The following is a 19,339-nucleotide window of genomic DNA, read 5'->3' as shown; positions in this document are numbered from 1 at the left end:
GCTTAGGGGATAACCAGCCGCCGGTAATCCGCCTGATGAACAGCAAACCTCCGGTCTGCGCGGCGCCCGTGTCCTTTGCCTTGCCAGCCGCCAGCAACACCTACGACTACGTCCAGCTGACCGACGCCGAGCAGGCGCCGACGCCGCTCGCCGAGGAAGTCGCGTTGGCGATCGCCTTTAATGGCCTGAATCAGGCGGTCATGCTGGTGAGTCCCACCGACCTGGAAGACTTCGTGGTCGGTTTCAGCGTTGGCAGCGGCCTGGTCAGCACGCCGTCGGAAATCTATGACATGAAGTTTTCTGGCAAGGGTGCGGCGCTGTACGCGGACCTGGAGATTTCCAGCCGCGCGTTCTGGAACCTGAAAAATCAGCGCCGGCAGTTGGCGGGCACCAGCGGCTGCGGCCTGTGCGGGGTCGAGGCGCTGGAGCAGGCACTGCCCGAACTCGACGTATTGCCCGGCGCGCCCCTGCCCCCCGCCCACTGGCTTGACGGCCTGCGCCAGCGTCTCGATGAATTCCAGCCTTTGGGCCGGCACTGCGGTGCCGTGCACGCGGCGGTGTTTATGGATAGTCAGGGCCGGCTGTTGCTGGGCCGCGAAGACATCGGCCGGCATAACGCCCTGGACAAGCTGATCGGCGCCTTGCTGCGCCAACGCATCGACCTCGCTGGAGGCCTGGCGATCGTCACCAGCCGCTGCAGCCTGGAGCTGATCCAGAAAGTCCTGCGCGCCGGCATCCAGACCCTGGTCAGTCTGTCCGCACCCACCGGCCTGGCCCTGCAATGGGCCCGGCGGCACAACCTCAACCTGATTCATTTGCCCAAGCACAGCGCACCGCGGGTGTTCAGCCCCGCGCCGGAGATCTAGACCGTGAGCCTGCATCATAAAGCCGACCAGAAACCCGTCCCTCGCTACAAGCCGTACAACGGCCCCGCCGGTGGCTGGGGCGCGCTGCGCAGCGTGGCCAAGGCGTGGGTCGGCAGCGACAACGCCCTGAAGAACATCCGTGCCTTGCTCAAGACCAACCAGAACGGCGGTTTCGACTGCCCGGGCTGCGCGTGGGGCGACTCGCCCGAAAGCGGCATGGTGAAGTTCTGCGAAAACGGCGCCAAGGCGGTGAACTGGGAAGCGACCAAGCGCCGCGTCGATGCCGCGTTCTTCGCGCGCCACAGCGTCAGCGCGCTGCTGGAACAGAGTGACTACTGGCTTGAATACCAAGGCCGCCTGACCGAGCCGATGGTCTACGACGCGGCCAGCGACCGCTACCAGCCGATTGGCTGGGATGGCGCCTTCGCGTTGATCGCCCAGCACCTCAACGCGCTGGAGTCGCCAGACCAGGCCGAGTTCTACACCTCGGGCCGGGCCAGCAACGAAGCGGCGTTCCTCTACCAGCTGTTCGTGCGCGCGTACGGCACCAACAACTTCCCGGACTGCTCGAACATGTGCCATGAGGCCAGCGGCGTGGCCTTGGGCCAGAGCGTCGGGGTCGGCAAGGGTACCGTGACCTTCGATGACTTCGAGCATGCCGATGCGATTTTCGTGTGGGGTCAGAACCCCGGCACCAACCACCCACGCATGCTCGATCCGCTGCGTGACGCGGTCAAGCGCGGGGCCCAGGTCGTCTGCGTCAACCCGCTGAAAGAGCGCGGTCTCGAGCGCTTCCAGCACCCCCAGCATGCGCTGGAGATGCTGACCAACGGTGACCGTCCGACCAACACCGCCTACTTCCGCCCGGCACTGGGCGGTGACATGGCGATGATGCGCGGCATGGCCAAGTTTTTGCTGCAGTGGGAGCGCGAGGCCCAGGCCAGCGGTGAGCCGGCGGTATTCGATCACGCCTTCATCGAGCAGCATGGCCACGGCATCGACGACTACCTGGCGGTGGTGGATGCGACCTCCTGGGAGCAGATCCAGGCGCAATCCGGCCTGCCGCTGGCCGACATCGAACAGGCCGCGCGCATGTACCGCAAGGCCGAGAAGGTGATCATGTGCTGGGCCATGGGCATCACCCAGCACCGTCATTCGGTCGCGACCATTCAGGAGATCGCCAACCTGATGCTGCTGCGCGGCAACCTTGGGGTGCCTGGCGCCGGCCTGTGCCCGGTGCGTGGCCACAGCAATGTGCAGGGCGACCGCACCATGGGCATCAACGAGCGCCCGCCGGTGGCCTTGCTCGATGCGATCGAAAAGCGCTTCGGCTTCAGCGTGCCCCGGCACAACGGCCACAACACCGTGGAAGCGATCCATGCCATGCTCGACGGCCGCGCCCGGGTGTTCATCGGTCTTGGCGGCAACTTCGCCCAGGCCACCCCGGACACCGAGCGCACCGCCCAGGCCCTGCGCAACTGCGCGCTGACCGTGCAGATCAGCACCAAGCTCAACCGCAGCCACCTGGTCCATGGCAAGCAGGCATTGATTTTGCCGTGCCTGGGGCGTACCGACATCGACCAGCAAGGCGAAGGCCCGCAGGCGGTGACGGTCGAAGACTCCTTCAGCATGGTCCATGCGTCCAACGGCCAGCTGCAGCCGCTGTCACGCCAGATGCGCTCGGAGCCCGCCGTGGTCGCCGGCATCGCTGCCGCGACCCTGGGCAGCACGCCGGTGGACTGGAACTGGCTGATCGCCGACTACGGCCGCATCCGCGACCTGATCGCCGACACCATCCCGGGCTTCACCGACTTCAACCAGCGTCTGGAGCATCCGGGCGGCTTCTACCTGGGCAGCAGCGCGGGCGCCCGCCAGTGGAAAACCGCGACCGGCCGCGCCAACTTCAAGGCCAACCTGCTGCCTGACAGCCTGCTCGACGAACGCGTGCGTGCCAGCGGCCAGGTGCCGGACCTGATCATGCAGTCGATGCGCTCGCACGATCAGTACAACACCACGATCTATGGGCTGGATGACCGCTACCGGGGCGTGAAGGGGCAGCGCGATGTGTTGTTCGTGAACGAAGCGGACATCATTCGCCTGGGCTTCAAGCCAGGGCAGAAGGCCGACATCGTTTCTCTGTGGGCCGATGGTCACGAGCGCCGGGTGCAGGGCTTTACCCTGCTGGCGTTCGATATCCCGGCTGGACAGGCGGCGGCCTATTACCCTGAGGTCAACCCGCTGGTGCCACTGGAAAGCGTTGGCGATGGAAGCCACACGCCGACATCGAAATTCGTGGCGATCAAGCTGGAAGCGCCGCGGGAGACAGGACGGATTCTCTGACCGGAAGGGCGCTCTCCAGGCATGAAAAAAGCCCTGTCCGCGAGGATCAGGGCTTTTCCCAAGTAATCTAGGACACTTGAAATCGCACAAAGTTTCATTGCGAAAACAATAACTTACAACATTGTGTACAACTTCTACCAATCGTCGGAATTTCGTTGCCAGCCTAACAATCCAGCCTCAGGATCGCCTCGTCATCCACATGAGGCTCTCTCGATGAAGAAGTACTCCTCGATTCTGTTGTTGTCTCTTGGCCTGCTCAGTGGCGTTGCCTCGGCAGGTGGCTCCACCGAAGCCGGTATCGGCGGCGCATTGGGTGGGGTACTCGGCTCGGTGGTCGGCCAGCAGATCGGCGGCAGCACCGGTGGCGCCATCGGCGCGGGCCTGGGTGGCGCGGCGGGCAGCGCGGTTGGCGCCGACAAGCGCCAGCGTGGTGAAGCGGCCATCGGCGGCGCACTGGGCGCCGCGGGCGGCAACGTCCTGGGCCGCAGCGTAGGCGGCACCACCGGCAGCTACGTGGGCGCGGCCGCGGGCGGCGGCGCGGGTGGCGCGCTGGGCAACTACATGGGCAACAAGGCCGATGCCGACGAGCGCCACGATCGCCGCGGCTATGACGACCGTCGCCACTACCGCGACCGTGGTCATCACTACGGCCATCGCAAGCACAAGCGCAACTGGCGTCACCGCTAAGCCCTGACCGCTAGCGCTCCACGAAAAGGCCCTGCCCGTCCGGACAGGGCCTTTTTCATGCCTGCAGCAAAAGCGCCAGCGCCGATTGCAAGGTATCGGGCAATGCCACGGGCATGCCCGTCTGCCGGTCGACGAACACCTGGACCAGCTTGCCCGCCGCGCAGGCCTCCTGGTCCCCCGCGCGGAACAGCGCAGTCTGGTACTCCACCGTGCTACCGGCCAGGCGGGTCACGCGCAGACCGACCTCCAGCACCTCGGGAAACCCCGGCAAGGCAAAGAAGTCCGCGGCCGAGCTGACCACGAAGCCCGCCACCACCCCTTCCTGCAGGTCCAGGCCTGCGTGCTGGAGCAGATAGGCGTGGATGGCGGTGTCGAAGAAGCCGTGCACGGCAGGGCCCGCGATGAGGCCATTCAGGTCGCTGTCGAGGTGGCGGGTGAGGATGGGATGAAAGTGCGGGAAGTGCTGGCGCAGGGGTAGTTCAGTCATGGATGGCTGATGCTCCTTGAAACATGAAGAGGAAGCGTGCGCTTGGGGCCCTGTGGGAGCGGGCTTGTCCCGCGATGCGCCGCCGCGCGGCGCTCGATCTCCACCGCACCACAAAGCCCCAGGCGCACACTGGACACCCACAATCCTACATCGTCGAACCCATAAAAAAGCCGCCCCCAAGGGCGGCTCTGTTGACACAGTCCAGCTTACAGCTGCGGACCGGCCGACTTGATGGCGTCGGATACGTCGAACTTCTTGAAGTTCTCGGTGAACAGCTTCGCCAGGCCTTTGGCGGCCTCGTCGTAGGCAGCCTGGTCTTCCCAGGTGTTGCGCGGGTTGAGCAGCTGGGTGTCGACGCCTTGAACGGCTTTTGGCACGTCCAGGTTGATGATGTCCAGGTGCTCGGTCTCGGCACCCACCAGCGCGCCGCTCTGGATCGCTGCGATCACGGCACGGGTGGTCGGGATGTTGAAGCGCTTGCCAACACCGTAGCCACCGCCGGTCCAGCCGGTGTTGACCAGGTAGACCTTCGAGTCGAAGCCGTTGATGCGCTTGATCAGCAGCTCAGCGTATTCGCCAGCCGGACGCGGGAAGAACGGCGCGCCGAAGCAGGTGGAGAAGGTCGACTTGATGCCGCCGCCCGAACCCATTTCGGTCGAACCGACCAGCGCGGTATAGCCGGACAGGAAGTGGTAGGCCGCCTGCTCGTTGTTGAGGATCGACACGGGCGGCAGTACGCCAGTCAGGTCGCAGGTCAGGAAGATGACCGCGTTGGGCTCGCCACCGAGGTTCTTCTCGGAACGCTTGGCAACGTGCTCCAGCGGGTAGGCCGCGCGGCTGTTCTGGGTCAGGCTGACATCGGCGTAGTCGGCTTTCTTGGCGTCATCGATGATGACGTTTTCCAGGACAGCGCCGTGCTTGATGGCTTTCCAGATGACAGGCTCGTTTTTCTCGGACAGGTCGATGCACTTGGCATAGCAACCGCCTTCGATGTTGAACACCACGCCCTCGCCCCAGCCGTGCTCGTCGTCACCGATCAGGTAACGGCTTTCGTCGGCCGACAGGGTGGTCTTGCCGGTGCCCGACAGACCGAAGAACAGGGTCACGTCGCCTTCCTCGCCAATGTTGGCGGCGCAGTGCATCGGCAGCACGTCGGCGGCCGGCAGCAGGAAGTTCTGCACAGAGAACATGGCTTTCTTCATTTCACCGGCGTAGCGCATGCCAGCGATCAGCACTTTCTTCTGGGCGAAGTTGATGATCACACAGCCGTCGGAGTTGGTGCCGTCACGCTCTGGCACGCACTCGAAGTTGGCAACGTTGAGCACTTGCCATTCATCACGGCCAGCAGGGTTGTACTGCTCCGGGTTGATGAACAGGCAACGGCCAAACAGGTTCTGCCAGGCAGTCTGGGTGGTCATCTTCACAGGCAGGTAGTGATCGGCCGCAGCACCTACGTGGACGTGGGAAACGAAGTGTCCCTGGGCGTTGTTGAACGCCTCGACGCGGTTCCACAGAGCATCGAACTTGTCGGCAGGGAACTTGCGGTTGATCGGACCCCAGGCAATGGCGTCCTGAGTGGACGGTTCTTCGACGATGAAACGGTCAGCCGGCGAACGACCGGTGCGATGACCTGTTTTCACGACCAGCGCGCCAGTGTCGGCCAGTTCGCCCTCACCGCGGTTCAGCGCTTCTTTTACCAGCTCATCGACGCTCAGGTCGGTGTACACGGTGTTATTGGCTTGCGTCATGAGATTCCCCATCCGGCCTGCGGCCGAGTGCTCCAAACGTTTTGTAGTTGTTCGTTTAAAACTACTACAGCGAAAAAAGTGGCCGGATTATGCCAGAAACGCCCAAAAAAAGTAGGGTCCTCCTGTCAGAACGGCGGTTTTCAGCCGTTCGACAGGACTATCACCTAAAGTGAAACGTTTCAGTGTCGAGTTTCTGACGGCTCGTCCGTTCCGCCACCGGCAAACAGTTGCGTGACATCGGTCGCATCGAAGAAGTAGCGCTCGTTGCAGAACTGGCAATCGATCTCGACCTTGCCACCGCACTCCTCGACAAGGTTCAGCGCATCGGTCTCGCCAAGGCTCACCAACGCATTGCCAGAGCGCTCGCGCGAGCAACTGCAGCGGAAACGCAGCGGCTGGATATCGAACAGCCGGACGGCCTCTTCGTGGTACAGCCGGTGCAGCAGGGTCTCGTTGTCGAGTGCCCATTCCTCCGCCTTGAGCGTGCCGCCCAGGGCGATGACGTGCTGCCAGCTGTCCTCGCGCTCTTCTTCGTCGCGCTGACGATCGACCGGCAACTGCTGCAGCAGCAGGCCACGGGCACGTCCTTCGCTGGCGGTGAGCCAGAAGCGCGTGTTGATCTGCTGCGACTGCAGGAAGTAGTTGGTGAAGCACTCCGACAGGTTCGCGCCGACCAGGTCGACGATGCCTTGGTAGCGCTGGCCCTTGATCGGGTCGATGGTCAGGATCAGCTCGCCTGCGGGCATCAGTTGCTCAAGGGTCGGTTCGGCGCCGATCTGCTCAGCCTCGTAACGGGCCATGCCACGGATGTCGCGCTCGCTGGAGCATTCGACCATGAGCAGCGGAATCGGCCCCTGGGACCGCGCCTGCAGCACCAGCAAGCCATCGAACTTGAGCGTGCCCACCAGCAGCGAAGCGGCTGCCATCAGCTCGCCCAGCAGCTCGGCCACCGGTTGCGGATAAGGATGACGGGCCAGCACTTCGCCGTAGCTGCGATCAAGCGCGACCCATTCGCCGCGGACATCGCGGTCGTCGAAGATGAAACGTTGGGTGAAATCGGTGTCTGGCAAGTCGTGCATGAGTTCTGACTGTCTGAGAATGATGACAAAATGTGTATAGGGCTCAAGAGGCCCGTTCCAGAGCGCCCATGAGGCGCTCAATACTCCGCTGGTAATCGAGGTATCTTATGAACAATCGACCACTGTTCCAAGCAAGGTGGTCCTGGGGTCCATTGGCAGCCTGCACGCTGCTGCCTGCCGCCCTACTGTGTTTCTGGCTGTGGCCCTTTGGCCAGGCCCTTTGCCTGTCAGTCGACGAGTGGCTGTTCGCCACCCTCAACGCGCCACTGGCGGACCATACCGCCTGGCGCTACGTCTGGACGGTGGGCAGCATGCGTCCGTTCGACATAGTCGTGGGCCTGATCCTTCTGGCGCTGCTGATTCGTGGCGACTGGGTGTTCAAGGCACATCAGGTACGCGAAGCCTTCTTCGGCTTTTTCGTGACGCTGATCCTCTTAGTGGTGATTCGCGCCGTGTTTTCCAAGTGGTGCGATGCAATGGGCTGGCAACACGACAGCCCGTCGATGGTTCTGGACCACGTCATCCGCCTCAGCGACTACTACCCCAACCTGGAGGCGCGCTGGGAGCTCAAGGACCGTTCAGGCAAGAGCTTTCCGGGCGACCACGCCTCTGTCCTGCTGATCTGGGCGCTGTTCATGAGCCTGTTCAGCCGCCGCTCGCTCCAGCACCTGGTGATCTGGGCACTGGCCTTGCTGTTCATGATGCCGCGCCTGGTGGCCGGCGCCCATTGGGGGCAGGACGACTATATAGGCGGGCTGCTGATGGCCATTCTTGCCATCGGCTGGAGCTACTGCACGCCGCTCGCGGCCCACTGCACCCAAGCATTGCTGCGCTGGACCGCGCCGTTGTTCAACCTGGCCGCGCGACTGCCGCTGCTCGGTCGCTTGAGTGTAGTCGGCGCACGCGCTTACTCGTAGCTGCCGTGCAACTGATGGATCTGCCGACGCTGCTTCTTCGTCGGCCGGCCATCGGTTTCCACGCCCACCGCCCCCGCCTTGCGTAGCACGGCGGCCTGTTCGCGGCGTTCGAGACTTTCCGGCGTTTCTTCGTACAGCGCCTGCGCCTCGGGCGCCCCGCGGCGCACCACGGACAACGCCTTGACCACCACCGTGCGCTCATCGAAGCCGGTGCGCAGGACAAACTCGTCCCCCACCCTGGGTTCCTTGCCGGGCTTGCAGCGCTCGCCGCGGCAATGCACCTTGCCGCTCTCGATGGCCGTCTTGGCCAACGCACGGGTCTTGTAGAAACGCGCCGCCCATAGCCACTTGTCCAGGCGGACCTTGTCGTCTTGATCGGGCTTTTGTGCCATGGCATTTCCTCGAACACAGTCTTTCACGGAACTGTACTACCTTAACTTGCAGATGCAAAAAGTCCGCGGCGTGCTTACAGTTCACCGAATTATCCGCAGGTTGTGCATCGTGAAGACATTTGACCATCTGACTGTGATCGGCCTGCGCGAATGGGTCGCGTTGCCCGGCCTCGGTGTCGCCGGCCTGCGCGCCAAGATCGACACCGGCGCCAGCACCTCCAGCCTGCATGCCACCGAGGTCGAAACCTTCGAACGTGACGGCGAGCCATGGGTACGCTTCAATGCGCACCTGGGCACCGTCGTGCAACTGCGTCACCGTCGCTGCGAGGCCCCGCTGGTTACCATGAAGATCATCAGGAGCTCCAACGGGCACACCCAGACCCGCTACGTGATCCGCACGCCCCTGGCGCTCGGAGACAGGGTCTGGCAGGTCGAATTCACCCTGGCCTGCCGCAAGTCCATGCGCTACCGCCTGCTGCTGGGCTCCAAGGCGCTGATCCACGGCCAGCTGGTGGTCAACCCCGGTCTCAAATACGTTCAGGACAAACCGGCCTTCGTGGCCACCCTCCCCCCGTTCACAGGTGCTGCATGAAGATCGCTGTCCTGTCGCGTAACCCGCGTCTGTATTCCACCCGCCGCCTGGTCGAAGCCGGTACCCAGCGCGGCCACGAAATGGTCGTCATCGATACCCTGCGCGCCTACATGAACATCGCCAGCCACAAGCCGCAGATCCACTACCGGGGCAAGCCGATGGAAGGCTTCGACGCGGTGATCCCGCGGATTGGCGCCTCGGTGACGTTCTATGGCTGCGCGGTATTGCGCCAGTTCGAGATGATGGGCGTGTTCCCGTTGAACGAATCGGTGGCCATCGCCCGCTCGCGAGACAAGCTGCGCTCGCTGCAACTGCTGTCGCGCCGCGGCATCGGGCTGCCGATCACAGGCTTCGCTCACTCCCCGGACGACATCCCCGACCTGATCCAGATGGTCAATGGCGCGCCGCTGGTGATCAAGGTGCTCGAAGGCACCCAGGGCATCGGCGTGGTGCTGTGCGAGACCACCAAGGCGGCCGAGTCGGTGATCGAGGCCTTCATGGGCCTGAAGCAGAACATCATGGTGCAGGAGTACATCAAGGAAGCCGGTGGCGCCGATATCCGCTGCTTCGTGGTCGGCGACAAGGTCATCGCGTCGATGAAGCGCCAGGCCAAGCCGGGTGAATTCCGCTCCAACCTGCACCGCGGCGGCAGCGCCAGCCTGATCAAGATCACCCCGGAGGAGCGCATGACGGCCATCCGCGCCGCCAAGGTCATGGGCCTGAGCGTCGCCGGGGTCGACATCCTGCGTTCCAATCACGGGCCACTGGTGATGGAGGTCAACTCCTCGCCGGGCCTCGAGGGCATCGAGGTCACCACCAGCAAGGACGTTGCCGGGATGATCATCGAGCACCTCGAGAAAAACGGCGGACCAAACCTGACCCGCACCAAGGGCAAAGGCTGATCAGACCGCGTCGCGCGGCAACAGCAGGCCCAGGGGGAGCCTTACCCGGGCCTCGATGCCGCCACCGGAGCGGTTGCGCAACTCGACATTGCCGCCATGCTGCGCGGCGATGCGCTTGACGATGGCAAGGCCCAACCCGGTGCCCTTGCCGCTGCGCGCCCGGTCGCCGCGAATGAACGGGTTGAAGATACCCTCGAGCTCCGCGGGATCGATCCCCGCGCCACGGTCCAGCACGCTCAGCACCACGTAGGGGGCGCTGTGGTCGCCAGAGATGTACACCGCCACTTCCACGCCCTGGCCCGCGTGGTACAGGGCATTGCCGATCAGGTTGTTGAGCAGGCGCTTGACCGATACCCGCCGCAAGGGGAAGGGCGGGATCGACTCCAGGCAGAGCCGCACCCGCTCCTCGGGCTGGTTGAAAGGCGCCACCACCTCGCGCACCAGCTCGGACAGGTCGACCTGCTCCACCGGCTCGTCGCGGCCATCACGGATGAACGCCAGGAACTGATCGAGGATCGCGTCCATGTCTTCGATGTCGCGGACCATGTCGTCCGTCAGGTCGTTGTCGCTGGGCAGCATCGACAGCGACAGGCGCAGGCGCGTCAGCGGCGTGCGCAGGTCATGGGACACCCCGGCGAGCATCAGCTCGCGCTCACGGCCCGCCTGCTCGACATCCTCGGCCATCTGGTTGAACGAGCGGTAGACCTCGGTCATCTCGCTCGGCGTATCGCTGATCGGCAGCCGCACGCTGCGCCCCTGGCCCAGTTGCCGCGCGGCGAACACCAGGCGCTTGAGCGGCTGGTTGAGCTGGCGCACGAAGATCCAGGCCGACGCCGTGGACAACAGGCCGATGGCCAGGAACCATCCCAGCACGTTCCAGATTTTCTGCCCGCGCAGCGGATGCGGGTACAGCGGCACCTTCAGCCAGCCATCGCCCAGGCTCGGCGCATTCACCCACAAGGCAGGCGGCGCATGCACGCGCAGGCGTACCTCGGTGTCCTCGCCAAGCTCGGCCTGCATCTGGCGCTGATAGATCTCGCTGTAGGGCCAGTGCTGCTCGCCCTCGGGCACGCCGGAGCCGACCACGCGGATCAGCCCGGCGGCCTCGGCGATGCGGTCGCGGTTTTCTTCATCGGCGGCCCAGTAGGCGCGCAGGGTCAAGGCCACGCCGTGGCTGTACTGGCGGTCGACCAGCACGTCCTCGTTCATCAGCAGGTAGACCAGCGTCAGCGCCTTGGAGAACAGGACGACGATCAGCACCAGCCAGAGGGTGCGGGCGAAGAAGCTCTGGGGGAACCACAGGGGCGTTTTCATCAAGGACAGCTACACAATGCGAACGCGAGCGCGGCTCGCTGGCTTTGTCGGCCCGCTACAGACGAAAACAGGGCGATCCATGGGATCACCCTGTCGCCGTGACGCGAGCCTACAGACGAAACATCACTTGCCGGCATTGCCGTCCGGCACGAAGACATACCCCACGCCCCAGACCGTCTGGATATAGCGAGGCTTGGAAGGGTCTGGCTCGATCATGCGCCGCAGGCGCGAGATCTGGACGTCGATGGAGCGCTCCAGGGCGTCCCATTCGCGGCCACGGGCCAGGTTCATCAGCTTGTCGCGGGTCAGCGGCTCGCGGGCATGCATGACCAGCGCCTTGAGCACGGCGAACTCGCCGGTGGTGAGCATGTGCACTTCGCTGCCGCGCTTGAGTTCGCGGGTGGCCAGGGACAGCTGGTAGTCGCCGAAGCTGACGGTTTCGTCCTCGCTGCCCGGCGCGCCCGGCACGCTGGGGGCCTGGCGGCGCAGGACCGCCTTGACCCGGGCCACCAGCTCGTCCGGGTTGAACGGTTTGGCCAGGTAGTCGTCGGCGCCCAGCTCCAGGCCCTTGATGCGGCTGAGCTCATCGCCCTTGGCGGTGAGCATGATGATCGGGATGTTGTTGTTCGCCGCGCGCAGCCGGCGGCAGGCCGAGAGGCCATCCTCGCCGGGCAGCATCAGGTCGAGCACCACCAGGTTGAACACCTCGCGCGACAGCAGGCGGTCCATCTGCTCGACGTTCGGCACGGCGCGGGCGCGATAGCCCTTGCTGGTGAAGAATCGCTCCAGCAGGCTGCTCAGCCCGGGATCGTCGTCGACGATGAGTATCTTCTCGCCTTCCGCGTTGTTTGCAGTGCTGGTCATTGAAAGCTCCTGTGATCTCGGCGCGCATTATGGCGTAGCCACGTTGAATCGTGCCGTGTGCATTGTTAGCAGATTTTTCCCCCGGTGCCACTGTTGCCCTGCCGGGCTGGCCCGCAGCCATCACCGCAAGCCGGACATGGCGGGTATAATGCGCCGCTTTCATCCAGCGTCGCCGGCACCTGGTGCCCACCCGCGGCCTCAAGCATTCACAATTTTTCAGGTGGTTTCATGGACAGCATCAACAGCCGTATCGCCGAGGAACTGGGCGTTCGTCCACAGCAGGTCGAGGCGGCCGTGTCGCTACTGGATGAAGGTTCGACCGTGCCTTTCATTGCCCGTTACCGCAAGGAAGTCACCGGCAGCCTGGATGACACCCAGCTGCGCCACCTGGAAGAACGCCTGCGCTACCTGCGCGAGCTCGACGATCGCCGCGCGAGCATCCTGTCGAGCATCGAGGAACAGGGCAAGCTGACCCCTGAACTGGCTCGCGAGATCCGGCTGGCCGACACCAAGACCCGCCTCGAAGACCTCTACCTGCCCTACAAGCAGAAGCGCCGCACCAAGGGCCAGATCGCCCTGGAAGCCGGCCTCGGCGAGCTGGCCGATGGCTTGTTCGACGATCCGCAGCGGGCCCCCGAGGCCGAGGCAGCGCGCTTCGTCAACGCCGAGAAGGGCGTGGCCGACGTCAAGGCGGCACTCGATGGCGCCAAGTACATCCTCATGGAGCGCTTCGCCGAAGACGCCCGCCTGCTCGAGAAGCTGCGCGGCTTCCTCAAGCAGGAGTCGGTGCTCAGCGCCCGGGTGGTGGCCGGCAAGGAAGAAGAAGGCGCGAAGTTCCGCGACTACTTCGCCCATGACGAACTGCTGCGGGGCGTACCGTCGCACCGCGCCCTGGCGATCTTCCGTGGACGCAACGAGGGCGTGCTGAGCGCCTCGCTCAAGGTCGGCGAAGAACTGCCCGGCACGCTGCACCCGTGCGAGTTGATGATCGGTGAGCACTTCGGCGTGGCCAACCGCGACCGCCCGGCCGACAAGTGGCTGGCCGAGGTGGTGCGCTGGACCTGGAAGGTCAAGCTGTACACCCACCTTGAGACCGACCTGTTCGGCGAGCTGCGCGATGGCGCCGAGGGCGAGGCGATCAACGTCTTCGCCCACAACCTGCATGACCTGCTGCTGGCCGCCCCGGCAGGCCCGCGCGCCACCCTGGGCCTCGACCCGGGCCTGCGCACCGGCTGCAAGGTGGCCGTGGTCGACCGCACCGGCAAGGTGCTGGACACCGCCACTGTCTACCCGCACGTGCCCCGCAACGAGTGGGACCGCACCCTCGCCGTGCTGGCCGCGCTGTGCGCCAAGCACTCGGTGGAACTGATCGCGATCGGCAACGGTACCGCCAGCCGCGAGACCGACAAGCTGGCCGCCGAGCTGATCAAGAAGTATCCGGCGCTGAAAATGACCAAGGTCATGGTCTCCGAGGCCGGCGCCTCGGTGTACTCGGCCTCCGAGCTCGCCGCCCGTGAATTCCCCGACCTGGACGTGTCGCTGCGCGGCGCGGTGTCGATCGCCCGCCGCCTGCAGGACCCGCTGGCGGAACTGGTCAAGATCGATCCGAAATCCATCGGCGTCGGCCAGTACCAGCACGATGTCTCGCAGGTCAAGCTGGCCCGCGGCCTGGACGCGGTGGTCGAGGACTGCGTGAACGCCGTCGGCGTCGACGTCAACACCGCCTCGGCGGCGTTGCTGGCGCGCATCTCCGGCCTCAATGCCACGCTGGCGCAGAACATCGTCACCCACCGGGATACCCACGGCGCCTTCGCTACCCGCGCTGCCTTGAAAAAGGTCAGCCGCCTGGGCGAGAAGACGTTCGAGCAGGCCGCGGGCTTCCTGCGCGTGATGAACGGCGACAACCCGCTGGACGCCTCGGCGGTGCACCCCGAGGCCTACCCGCTGGTGCAGCGCATCGCCGCCCAGACCGACCGTGATATCCGCTCGCTGGTCGGCGACAGTGCCTTCCTCAAGCGCCTGGACCCGAAGAAGTTCACCGACGAGACCTTCGGCCTGCCGACCGTCACCGACATCCTTCAGGAGCTGGACAAGCCAGGCCGCGACCCGCGTCCCGAGTTCAAGACCGCCTCCTTCCAGGACGGCGTCGAAGACCTCAAGGACCTGGAGCCGGGGATGATCCTCGAAGGCGTGGTGACCAACGTCACCAACTTCGGCGCCTTCGTCGACATCGGCGTGCACCAGGACGGCCTGGTGCATATCTCGGCGCTGTCCGAGAAGTTCGTCAAGGACCCGCGCGAGGCGGTCAAGGCCGGTGACGTGGTCAAGGTCAAGGTCATGGAAGTGGACATCCCGCGCAAGCGCGTGGGCCTGTCGATGCGCATGAGCGATACCCCCGGCGAGAAGGTCGAGGGCAACCGCGGTGGCCGCCCGCACGGTGGCGGCGCGCGTCAGCAGCAGGCCGCCTCCCGCCCCCCGCGCGAAACCGCTCCAGCCGCCAACAACGCCATGGCCTCGCTGTTCGCCAATGCCAAGCAGTTGAAGAAAAAGTGACGAAGGGCCGGCGCCGTGCCCTGCGCTCGACGCCGGAATGCTCCAGGGCGACAGACTGATCGCCAAGAGCCAGGGAACCTTCATCCAGCTCTAGCTCACCAACGGGTATCTGCGGTATTTTCGGCAGTGTGATGGCACTGCCGGAACCGCGTAAACCAGGCGACAACGCCAGTCCTCTCCTACTACCCTTGTAGACCGTTATCTCTACCCCCATATTGGGGCGACTGACGCGTGAAGGAATACATCTTGAGCACACTCCTCAACCGCCGCCTGAGCCTGCTCGGCGCCAATCTCCCCCTGCTCAAGCAGTGCCTGCACGGCATTGAGCGCGAATGCCTGCGCGTGACCGAGGACGGCCGCCTGGCCCAGACCCCGCACCCTGACGCGCTGGGTTCTGCCCTGACCAACGAACAGATCACCACGGATTATTCCGAGTCGCTGCTGGAGTTCATCACCCCGGCCCTGAGCGATCCGGCGCTTACCCTCGAAAGCCTCGACCAGATCCACCGCTTCGTCTACAGCAAGCTCGGCAACGAGTACCTGTGGAGCCCGTCGATGCCCTGCCCGCTGCCGGCCGAGGAGAACATCCCGATCGCCGAGTACGGCACCTCCAACATCGGCCAGCTCAAGCATGTCTATCGCAAGGGCCTGGCGCTGCGCTACGGCCGCACCATGCAGTGCATCGCCGGCATCCACTACAACTTCTCGCTGCCCGAAAACCTCTGGCCGCTGCTGCGCGAGGCCGAAGCCAGCCAGGACAGCGACCGCGACTATCAGTCGGCGGCGTACATCGCGCTGATCCGCAACTTCCGCCGCTATAGCTGGCTGCTGATGTACCTGTTCGGCGCCTCGCCGGCGCTGGACACGGGCTTCCTGCGTGGCCGCCCGCACCAGCTCGAGGTGTTCGACGCCGAGACGCTCTACCTGCCCTACGCCACCAGCCTGCGCATGAGCGACCTGGGTTACCAGAGCAACGCCCAGGCCGGCCTCACGCCTTGCTACAACGACCTGGTCAGCTACACCGACAGCCTGCGCCAGGCGGTCGCGACCCCCTACCCGCCGTACGTCGAGGTGGGCACGCACAAGGATGGCGACTGGGTGCAGCTGAACACCAACATCCTGCAGATCGAGAACGAGTACTACTCCAACATTCGCCCCAAGCGCGTCGCCTATACCGGCGAACGGCCGATCCAGGCACTGATGGCGCGTGGCGTGCAGTATGTCGAAGTGCGCTGCCTGGACATCAACCCCTTCCTGCCGGTGGGCATCGACCTGCCGCAGTCACGCTTTCTCGATGCCTTCCTGCTGTTCTGCGCGCTTGAAGACAGCGCGCAGCTGGGCAGCGGCGAATGCACGGCCTGCAGCGACAACTTCCTCAGCGTGGTCAAGGAAGGACGCCGTCCTGGCCTCGAGCTTCAGCGCGACGGCGAGGCGGTCACGCTCAGGGACTGGGCCTCCCAGCTGCTTGCGCGCATCGCCCCGCTCGCCAGCCTGCTCGATCAGGCGCATGGCGGCGACGAGCACGCCAAGGCCATGGGCCTGCAGCAGGCCAAGGTCGATGATTCGTCGTTGACCCCGTCGGCCCAGGTGCTGGCGAAGATGACCGAGCACAAGGAAGGCTTCGCGCGCTTCTCGATGCGCCAGAGCCTGGCGCATGCCGAGCACTTCCGCGCGCAGCCGCTGCAGCCAGCCCAGCAGCAGGCCTTCGAGACCGTCGCACGGGAGTCGCTGGCCGAGCAGGCCAGGCTCGAGCAGCAGGAAGTCGGTGATTTCGACCTGTTCGTCGGCGCCTATCAGGCCAGTATCCTGGCCATCAGCAACTGATGACCCGTCCCACCGGGCCCCGCAGGCCGCGCGCCAGCAGCCAGGCCAGGATCGACACGATCCTGACGGCGGCGCGGGGGCTGCTGGCCGACGAGGGGGTTGCCGGTCTTTCGGTCTACAGCGTGGCCGAGCGGGCGCAGATCCCGCCCTCTTCGGTGTACCACTTCTTCGCCAGCGTGCCGGCCTTGCTCGAAGCGCTGACCAGCGATGTGCACCGCGCGTTTCGTGCCTGCCTGCAGGCGCCCATCGACAGCCAGGCGCTGGGCACCTGGCACGACCTGTCGCGCCTGCTCGAACAGCGCATGCTGGAGATCTACAACGAGGATGCCGCCGCACGGCAGCTGATTCTGGCCCAGCATGGGCTCAGCGAAGTGACCCAGGCCGACCGCCAGCATGACATCGAACTTGGCGACCTGATGCACAGGGTGTTCGCGGAGCATTTCCTGTTGCCGGTATTGCCGGAGGATATGGAGGTGTTTGCCTTGGCGATGGAGCTGGGTGACCGGGTGTATGCGCGCTCGGTGCAGCTGCATGGGGTGATCACCCCGCGCATGGCGGAGGAAGGGATGCGGGTGGTTGATGCGTACCTAGGGATGTATCTGCCGTTGTATCTGCCTAAACGCTGAAATCCTGGGGCTGCTTTGCAGCCCATCGCGGGACAAGCCCGCTCCCACAGGGGTCTTGGGATGCCCCAAAAAACCGGATTGATGCCCAGTTCCTTGGGCCAGACCCAAGAAACTGGAGTAGTGTCCAAATCCTTGGACCAAGCCCAAGACACTGGATTGATGCCCTGCTTGTTGGGTTGCCTCCAAGAAACTGGAGTGGTGTCCAGCTCCTTGGGGCAACCCAGGACCCTGTGGGAGCGGGCTTGTCCCGCGATCGAGGGCGAAGCCCTCGCAGGCGCCCTCGCAGGTCTCACCCATCACAACTTGGCGATGGACACCTCGGTCGACTTCACGAACGCGATCACTTCACTGCCCACCTGCAGCTCCAGCTCGCGTACCGAGCGGGTGGTGATGACGGAGGTGACGACACCGGACGCGGTCTGCACATCGATTTCGGACAGGACCGGCCCTTCCAGGATTTCCTTGACGGTGCCTTTGAACTGGTTGCGGACATTGATGGCTTTGATGGTCATGGTTGTATTCCTTTTCGCTCGATGGGGTTCAGTGCGCCCAGCGCAGTTGCGTGGGCAAAGGGGCTACGGGTTCCGGCTCGGGCGGGGTGCCAGGGTCGGACAGGACACGGTTGAGGACTTCGCTTTCCAGCGCCGCCAGCCGGTGCGAACCACGCACCCTGGGCCTTGGCAGGTCGACCAGCAGGTCCAGGCCAACCTCACCGTCCTCGATGAGAATCACCCGGTCAGCCACGGCGACCGCTTCGCTGACGTCATGGGTCACCAGCAGGACGGTAAAGCCGTGCTGACGCCACAGGCCTTCGATCAGTTGCTGCATCTCGATGCGAGTCAGGGCATCCAGCGCGCCCAGCGGCTCGTCGAGCAGCAGCAGGCGCGGTTGGTGGATAAGGGCGCGGGCCAGGGCCACGCGCTGTTTCTGGCCACCGGACAAACCCGCCGGCCATTCGTTGGCGCGGTCAGCCAGGCCTACGGCGTCAAGGGCTTCCAGTGCCCGCGGCCGCCAGTCACCGGCCAGGCCCAGTCCGACGTTGTCGATGACTTTCTTCCAGGGCAGCAAGCGCGCGTCCTGGAACATCAGCCGGGTTTCCTCGCGGGCTTCAGCGAGCGGCGCGGCGCCGGCCAGCAACTGCCCGCCGGTAGGCTTGTCGAGACCGGCCAGCAGGCGCAGCAAGGTGCTCTTGCCGCAGCCACTGCGGCCGACGATGGCGACGAACTGCCCCGCGGGAATGTGCAGGTCGATACCCTTGAGCACCTCGCGCGGGCCAAAGGCCTTGCGCGCGCCCTGCACCGCCAGGGGAATGCCACGCAGCAGGCGTGGCGGCTGTTGCTTGAGCACGGTCATGCTCCCTCCCTCTTGGCAGGTTGATAGGCCGGGTGCCAGCGCAGCCATACGCGCTCCAGGCCGCGGGCGGCGAGGTCGGCGAGCTTGCCGAGCACGGCGTAGAGCACGATGGCCAGCACCACCACGTCGGTCTGCAGGAATTCGCGGGCGTTCATCGCCAGGTAACCGATGCCGGCATTGGCCGAGATGGTTTCGGCGACGATCAGCGTCAGCCACATGAAGCCCAGTGCAAAGCGCACGCCCACCAGGATCGAAGGCAAGGCGCCCGGCAGGATCACCTGGCGGAACAGCGAGAAACCGGACAAGCCATAGCTGCGCGCCATCTCGACCAGCGCCGGGTCGACATTGCGGATGCCGTGGTAGGTGTTCAGGTAGATCGGGAACAGCGTGCCCAGGGCGACCAGGAAGATCTTCGCCGACTCGTCGATACCGAACCACAGGATCACCAGCGGGATCAGTGCCAGGTGCGGCACGTTGCGGATCATCTGCACCGAGCTGTCGAGCAGGCGTTCGCCCCAGTTCGACAGGCCGGTGATGAAGCCCAGCACCAGGCCGATGCTGCCGCCGATGACAAAGCCCAGCGCGGCGCGCCAGCCGCTGATCGCCAGGTGCGACCAGATCTCGCCGCTGCGTACCAGCTCGACGCCGGCCGAGACCACCGCGCTCGGCGCCGGCAGGATGCGGGTGGACAGCCAGCCCGCGCTGACCGCCAGCTGCCATACCGCCAGCAGCAGCACCGGCAGGGCCCAGGGCGCCAGGCGGTGGGTCAAGGATGATGAAATGGAACGGCTCATG

Annotated in this window: 18 protein-coding genes; 9 read left to right on the top strand and 9 right to left on the bottom strand. The window is 65.0% G+C overall.

Annotation, left to right across the window (positions count from 1 at the left end; genetic code table 11):
- The first annotated feature begins 35 nt into the window (after positions 1-35).
- The 3 genes from fdhD to VJS90_RS08230 all read left to right on the top strand — a co-directional run bounded on the left by fdhD (position 36) and on the right by VJS90_RS08230 (position 3,893).
- Entirely contained in the window at positions 36-866 is an 831-nt protein-coding gene (fdhD, locus tag VJS90_RS08240) for a formate dehydrogenase accessory sulfurtransferase FdhD (protein WP_324120858.1), read from the top strand.
- A 3-nt stretch (positions 867-869) separates the two neighbouring features.
- Positions 870-3,206 carry an FdhF/YdeP family oxidoreductase gene (locus VJS90_RS08235; RefSeq protein WP_324120856.1) on the top strand — a complete coding sequence of 779 codons (2,337 nt, stop codon included), beginning with the start codon at positions 870-872 and terminating at the stop codon, positions 3,204-3,206.
- Between the two features lie 213 nt (positions 3,207-3,419).
- The gene (locus tag VJS90_RS08230) at positions 3,420-3,893 is read left to right on the top strand and encodes a glycine zipper domain-containing protein (protein ID WP_324120854.1); all 474 of its coding nucleotides are present in this window, start codon (positions 3,420-3,422) and stop codon (positions 3,891-3,893) included.
- 55 nt (positions 3,894-3,948) lie between these two features.
- On the opposite strand, the gene VJS90_RS08225 is transcribed toward VJS90_RS08230, so the two are convergent.
- The 3 genes from VJS90_RS08225 to hslO form a co-directional block, all read right to left on the bottom strand.
- A complete protein-coding gene (locus VJS90_RS08225; protein WP_324120852.1) occupies positions 3,949-4,380 on the bottom strand; it encodes an acyl-CoA thioesterase in 432 nt (143 codons plus the stop codon).
- Between the two features lie 206 nt (positions 4,381-4,586).
- On the bottom strand, positions 4,587-6,128 hold the full coding sequence (locus tag VJS90_RS08220) for a phosphoenolpyruvate carboxykinase (protein WP_324120850.1): 1,542 nt from the start codon (positions 6,126-6,128) through the stop codon (positions 4,587-4,589).
- 179 nt (positions 6,129-6,307) lie between these two features.
- The gene (gene hslO / locus VJS90_RS08215) at positions 6,308-7,207 is read right to left on the bottom strand and encodes an Hsp33 family molecular chaperone HslO (RefSeq protein WP_324120848.1); all 900 of its coding nucleotides are present in this window, start codon (positions 7,205-7,207) and stop codon (positions 6,308-6,310) included.
- A 107-nt stretch (positions 7,208-7,314) separates the two neighbouring features.
- Between hslO and VJS90_RS08210 the strand changes: the two genes are divergently transcribed.
- The gene (locus tag VJS90_RS08210; protein ID WP_324120846.1) at positions 7,315-8,124 is read left to right on the top strand and encodes a phosphatase PAP2 family protein; all 810 of its coding nucleotides are present in this window, start codon (positions 7,315-7,317) and stop codon (positions 8,122-8,124) included.
- Here the strand turns inward: VJS90_RS08210 and VJS90_RS08205 are convergent.
- A complete protein-coding gene (locus VJS90_RS08205) occupies positions 8,115-8,516 on the bottom strand; it encodes an RNA-binding S4 domain-containing protein (protein ID WP_324120843.1) in 402 nt (133 codons plus the stop codon). The genes VJS90_RS08210 and VJS90_RS08205 overlap by 10 nt on opposite strands.
- 109 nt (positions 8,517-8,625) lie before the next feature.
- On the opposite strand from VJS90_RS08205, the gene VJS90_RS08200 reads away from it, so the two are divergent.
- Both VJS90_RS08200 and rimK read left to right on the top strand, forming a co-directional pair.
- Complete coding sequence (locus VJS90_RS08200; RefSeq protein WP_324120841.1) at positions 8,626-9,108, top strand: ATP-dependent zinc protease; 483 nt, start codon at positions 8,626-8,628, stop codon at positions 9,106-9,108.
- The gene (gene rimK, locus VJS90_RS08195; protein WP_158461498.1) at positions 9,105-10,010 is read left to right on the top strand and encodes a 30S ribosomal protein S6--L-glutamate ligase; all 906 of its coding nucleotides are present in this window, start codon (positions 9,105-9,107) and stop codon (positions 10,008-10,010) included. Before VJS90_RS08200 ends, rimK begins: the two co-directional genes overlap by 4 nt.
- On the opposite strand, the gene VJS90_RS08190 is transcribed toward rimK, so the two are convergent.
- Together VJS90_RS08190 and ompR are read right to left on the bottom strand one after the other, a co-directional pair.
- The gene (locus tag VJS90_RS08190; protein ID WP_324120839.1) at positions 10,011-11,324 is read right to left on the bottom strand and encodes an ATP-binding protein; all 1,314 of its coding nucleotides are present in this window, start codon (positions 11,322-11,324) and stop codon (positions 10,011-10,013) included.
- A 123-nt stretch (positions 11,325-11,447) separates the two neighbouring features.
- The gene (gene ompR, locus VJS90_RS08185; protein WP_324120837.1) at positions 11,448-12,188 is read right to left on the bottom strand and encodes a two-component system response regulator OmpR; all 741 of its coding nucleotides are present in this window, start codon (positions 12,186-12,188) and stop codon (positions 11,448-11,450) included.
- Between the two features lie 228 nt (positions 12,189-12,416).
- Between ompR and VJS90_RS08180 the strand changes: the two genes are divergently transcribed.
- From VJS90_RS08180 to VJS90_RS08170, 3 genes are all read left to right on the top strand, one after another.
- Entirely contained in the window at positions 12,417-14,741 is a 2,325-nt protein-coding gene (locus tag VJS90_RS08180) for a Tex family protein (protein ID WP_324120829.1), read from the top strand.
- 231 nt (positions 14,742-14,972) lie between these two features.
- Entirely contained in the window at positions 14,973-16,565 is a 1,593-nt protein-coding gene (gene gshA, locus VJS90_RS08175; RefSeq protein WP_324120827.1) for a glutamate--cysteine ligase, read from the top strand.
- Complete coding sequence (locus tag VJS90_RS08170) at positions 16,565-17,191, top strand: TetR/AcrR family transcriptional regulator (RefSeq protein ID WP_324120825.1); 627 nt, start codon at positions 16,565-16,567, stop codon at positions 17,189-17,191. Before gshA ends, VJS90_RS08170 begins: the two co-directional genes overlap by 1 nt.
- 296 nt (positions 17,192-17,487) lie before the next feature.
- Here VJS90_RS08170 and VJS90_RS08165 read toward each other — a convergent pair whose 3' ends face one another.
- From VJS90_RS08165 to ssuC, 3 genes are read right to left on the bottom strand one after another with little or no spacing between them, the layout of a single operon-like run.
- A complete protein-coding gene (locus VJS90_RS08165; RefSeq protein WP_027595183.1) occupies positions 17,488-17,703 on the bottom strand; it encodes a TOBE domain-containing protein in 216 nt (71 codons plus the stop codon).
- 28 nt (positions 17,704-17,731) lie between these two features.
- Positions 17,732-18,544 (bottom strand): aliphatic sulfonates ABC transporter ATP-binding protein, encoded by an 813-nt coding sequence (ssuB, locus tag VJS90_RS08160; protein ID WP_324120821.1) that lies wholly within the window; start codon positions 18,542-18,544, stop codon positions 17,732-17,734.
- Positions 18,541-19,338 carry an aliphatic sulfonate ABC transporter permease SsuC gene (gene ssuC / locus VJS90_RS08155; protein WP_324120819.1) on the bottom strand — a complete coding sequence of 266 codons (798 nt, stop codon included), beginning with the start codon at positions 19,336-19,338 and terminating at the stop codon, positions 18,541-18,543. Before ssuC ends, ssuB begins: the two co-directional genes overlap by 4 nt.
- Position 19,339: the final 1 nt, after the last annotated feature.

Source organism: Pseudomonas sp., assembly GCF_035277045.1.
GTDB lineage: Bacteria > Pseudomonadota > Gammaproteobacteria > Pseudomonadales > Pseudomonadaceae > Aquipseudomonas.
This window is presented reverse-complemented; position numbering and strand designations above follow the sequence as displayed.